Origin of the sequence: Nocardioides sp., from assembly GCF_031422975.1 — a bacterium.
Taxonomy (GTDB): domain Bacteria; phylum Actinomycetota; class Actinomycetes; order Propionibacteriales; family Nocardioidaceae; genus Nocardioides.
In genome coordinates this window covers 1-3,062 of the sequence record NZ_JANPEO010000282.1, presented here as the reverse complement: position 1 = coordinate 3,062, position 3,062 = coordinate 1, and the positions used below count along the sequence as shown (strand labels likewise).

Below are 3,062 nucleotides of genomic sequence, written 5' to 3'. Positions count from 1 at the left end.
GGGGCGCGACGATCTCGTCGAGTGTGCCGAACTGGGCACCGCCGAACTCGTGGCCAACGCGATCCTGCACGGCATGGCGCCGATCTCGGTGCGGGTGCGCGGCACGGCGACGCACCCCCGGATCGAGGTGCTCGACGGCTCCTCCCTGGCGCCTGTCCCGTCCGCCCACGTCGCGGATCCCGACGACTTCTTGGCGACCTTCGGTCGCGGCCTCTCGATGGTCGCGATGTCGTCCGTCGCGTGGGGCGCCTCCATCGAGGACAACGGCAAGGTGGTGTGGTTCGAGCCCGCGACCGGAGTCGGCGATCACGAGGCCGCCGAGCCGATCTTCGACAGCCACACCGAGCCCGATGTCGAGGCTCGCAGCGACCAGGCCGTCGCCGTACAACTCCTGGGCCTGGACGTCCCTCTCGCGACAGCCCTGAGCCGGCAGTACGCCGACCTGCGCCGCGAGCTCCGGCTGCTGGCGGTCGCCCACCAGGATGCCTACCCGCTGGCCGCCAACCTGTCCGCGATGTTCGCCAGCTACGAGCGCCAACTGCCCCGCGACGTCCACTTCGCGATCAAGCGCGCCCGTCGAGCCGGGTCGGCCACGATCAACCTCAACGTCACGGTCGAGCCGGAGGCCGCGCCCATCTTGAAGACCATGCTCGAGATGTTCGACCTGGCCGATGCGTTCTGCAAGGCCGAGCGGCTGCTCTCGATCCAGCGCACGCCCGAGCAACGCGCGTTCCACATCTGGTACCTCACCGAATACATCCGCCAGATCGATGGCGAGCCCCCCGTCACCTTCCGGCAGTCGGACCCGGCCCGATCACTGGGCAACCAGCAGGTCTCGTGACCCATCCCGATGCGCCCGCCCACTCGGGCGCGCTCGAGGGCGCCCTGCCACTCCTGGTCGTGGCGCTGGGCGGCGCTACGGGAGCGCTGCTGCGATGGGGGCTGGGGGAGGCGGTCGACCCCGGCACCGCGTTGCCGTGGGTGACCTTCGCGATCAACGTCGCCGGCTGCCTCGCGCTCGCGGCCATGACGGGCGTGGGCGCCATCCGCCGTTCACCGGTCCGGACGCTGTTCCTCGGCCCGGGAGTGCTCGGTGGCTTCACCACGGTGTCGTCCTGGGCGGAGGAGACCCGCTCGCTCGCCGCTGACGGCGATGTCGCGCTGGCGGGGTTGTATCTCACCGGCACGCTGGCAGCCTGCCTGGCTGCCGCGGCCGCTGGCCGCCGCCTGGCCCGGACGCCGCGATGACCGCGCTGTTGGTCGCGCTCGGCGCGGCGATCGGCGCCCCGTTGCGCTACCTGTGGGCCCTTGGCCTCGACGACCGTTGGCCGCTCGGCACACTGCTGGTCAACGTGGTCGGCTCCGGCCTGGCGGGGGTGTTCGCGGCGCTGTCCTTGGGTGACCACGCGTGGGCCCTGGCCATGACGGGCTTCTGTGGAGCGCTCACGTCCTACTCCGCGTTCGTCGTCCAGGCCGTCGACCGGGGACCACGCCTGGGTGGTGCGTACGCCGCAGTCACGGCCGTCGTGTCGATTGCGATGTGTTTCCTCGGGTTTGCCCTCGGCGCCAGCTTCTGAGACGGATCAGGCGTAGCCGAGCTCGTCGAGTCGTGCGTCGTCGATGCCGAAGTGGTGCGCGATCTCGTGCACGACGGTGATCCGCACCTCGTCGGCCAACTGCTCGGGGGTCGTACACATGGCGAGGAGGTTGTCGCGGAACAACACGATCCGATCGGGCAGGTCGCCCGCGTGGTTGGCCGCGCGCTCGGTCAGCGCGACCCCGTCGTAGACGCCCAGCAGGTCGGGGTCCTCGGGCGGCGCCTGCGGCTCGATGAGGAGGACGACGTTGTGAACCCTCGCGGCGATCTCGGCCGGCAACGAATCGAGAGCCTCCTCGACAAGCCGATCGAAGGCAGCGGGGGCGATCTCCAAAGGCATGTCGCCAGCGTATAGAGCCGAAATGCCTACTGGCCCGGAGCGATGCTCCGGGCCAGTGGTGGCGACCCCGACGGGACTCGAACCCGCGACCTCCGCCGTGACAGGGCGGCGCGCTAACCAACTGCGCTACGGGGCCAGGGTGGTGCTGGTGCTTCTGTCGAAGCGGGGGAACTCTAACCCATCCTTTCCCGCCCCTGCCAATCGAGGGGTGGCACCGCGATGAGACGTACCCCCAACGGGATTCGAACCCGTGCTACCGCCGTGAAAGGGCGACGTCCTAGGCCGCTAGACGATGGGGGCCTGCCTGTCAGGACGTGGGTCCCTGAGGCGTCGTACAGCATAGGGGCAGGGCGCGGAGCCGCCCAAAAACTGAGCATGTGCGGACAACCACGTCGCGGAACTGCCCTCCACGCCGCTAGCCTTTGCTGTCGTGAGCACTGAGGCGAAGCAGCTGCGCTTCCTCATCGTCGAAGACACCGAGGACATTCGTGACCTGATGGTGCGCATGGTGGTGCGCCAGGGGCACCTCGCCGACGAGGCCGCGGACGGCCTCGAGGCCGTGGCCGCGCTCCAGGAGGAGTTGTACGACTTCATCCTGCTCGACCTGACCATGCCCAGGATGGGCGGCGAAGACGTGGTCCGCTGGCTCAACGAGCACCCTGATCGGACCGTCGGACTCGAGGTGGTGGTCATCACCGCCTGGGCCGGCGAGCGCCGAGCCGTGCTGCAGGAGCTGGGGGTGACGAACGTGTTCCAGAAGCCGCTTCGTACCCAGCAGCTGCGTGACCTCATAGCCGAGAAGGATTTGGGTACTCGCTCGTAAGGGCATCTCACCGTACAGTGCGTCACGGGTCGGTTCAGAGGTGGCCCGCACGTCGCCACTCGGTCAGCGAGCTCGGCGAGTCTCTAGGTGAGGGAGAACGACCGATGATGAACAAGTTGATTCAGCGATGTGCGACCAAGCGGGTCTCAAACCAGACGTACTCAATGTACTCGTGGCGAGCGGCGGCCACACGATGATTACGAAAATCATGCAGCGACGCAGCACCAACCGCATCGCCACCCAGACCTACGCCATGTACTCCTGGCGAGCGGCGGCCACCCGATGATGGCCAAGATCATGCA

General features: G+C 68.4%; 5 protein-coding genes and 2 tRNA genes. 4 read left to right on the top strand and 3 right to left on the bottom strand.

The window, feature by feature from the left end; translation table 11 throughout:
- From RMO85_RS08415 to RMO85_RS08405, 3 genes are all read left to right on the top strand, one after another.
- The coding region (locus RMO85_RS08415) for an ATP-binding protein (RefSeq protein WP_310528276.1) at positions 1–841 on the top strand (841 nt) is incomplete at its 5' end.
- On the top strand, positions 838–1,248 hold the full coding sequence (locus RMO85_RS08410; RefSeq protein ID WP_310528275.1) for a CrcB family protein: 411 nt from the start codon (positions 838–840) through the stop codon (positions 1,246–1,248). The genes RMO85_RS08415 and RMO85_RS08410, both read left to right, overlap by 4 nt.
- On the top strand, positions 1,245–1,577 hold the full coding sequence (locus RMO85_RS08405; RefSeq protein WP_310528274.1) for a CrcB family protein: 333 nt from the start codon (positions 1,245–1,247) through the stop codon (positions 1,575–1,577). Before RMO85_RS08410 ends, RMO85_RS08405 begins: the two co-directional genes overlap by 4 nt.
- 6 nt (positions 1,578–1,583) lie before the next feature.
- Here the strand turns inward: RMO85_RS08405 and RMO85_RS08400 are convergent, their stop codons facing one another.
- The 3 genes from RMO85_RS08400 to RMO85_RS08390 form a co-directional block, all read right to left on the bottom strand.
- Positions 1,584–1,937, bottom strand: coding sequence for a metallopeptidase family protein (locus tag RMO85_RS08400; protein WP_310528273.1), 354 nt, complete (start codon positions 1,935–1,937; stop codon positions 1,584–1,586).
- Positions 1,938–1,996: 59 nt separating this feature from the next.
- Positions 1,997–2,073 (bottom strand) — tRNA-Asp (locus tag RMO85_RS08395).
- Positions 2,074–2,164: 91 nt separating this feature from the next.
- Positions 2,165–2,237: transfer RNA gene (locus RMO85_RS08390), tRNA-Glu, on the bottom strand.
- Between the two features lie 130 nt (positions 2,238–2,367).
- Between RMO85_RS08390 and RMO85_RS08385 the strand changes: the two genes are divergently transcribed.
- Positions 2,368–2,760 (top strand): response regulator, encoded by a 393-nt coding sequence (locus tag RMO85_RS08385; protein ID WP_310528272.1) that lies wholly within the window; start codon positions 2,368–2,370, stop codon positions 2,758–2,760.
- Positions 2,761–3,062: the final 302 nt, after the last annotated feature.

What these genes read in the sequence shown, in the direction of transcription:
- RMO85_RS08405 (WP_310528274.1), top strand. Translation starts at nt 1,245, where the DNA reads ATGACCGCGCTGTTGGTCGCGCTCGGCGCGGCGATCGGCGCCCCGTTG.
- RMO85_RS08400 (WP_310528273.1), bottom strand. Translation starts at nt 1,937, where the DNA reads ATGCCTTTGGAGATCGCCCCCGCTGCCTTCGATCGGCTTGTCGAGGAG.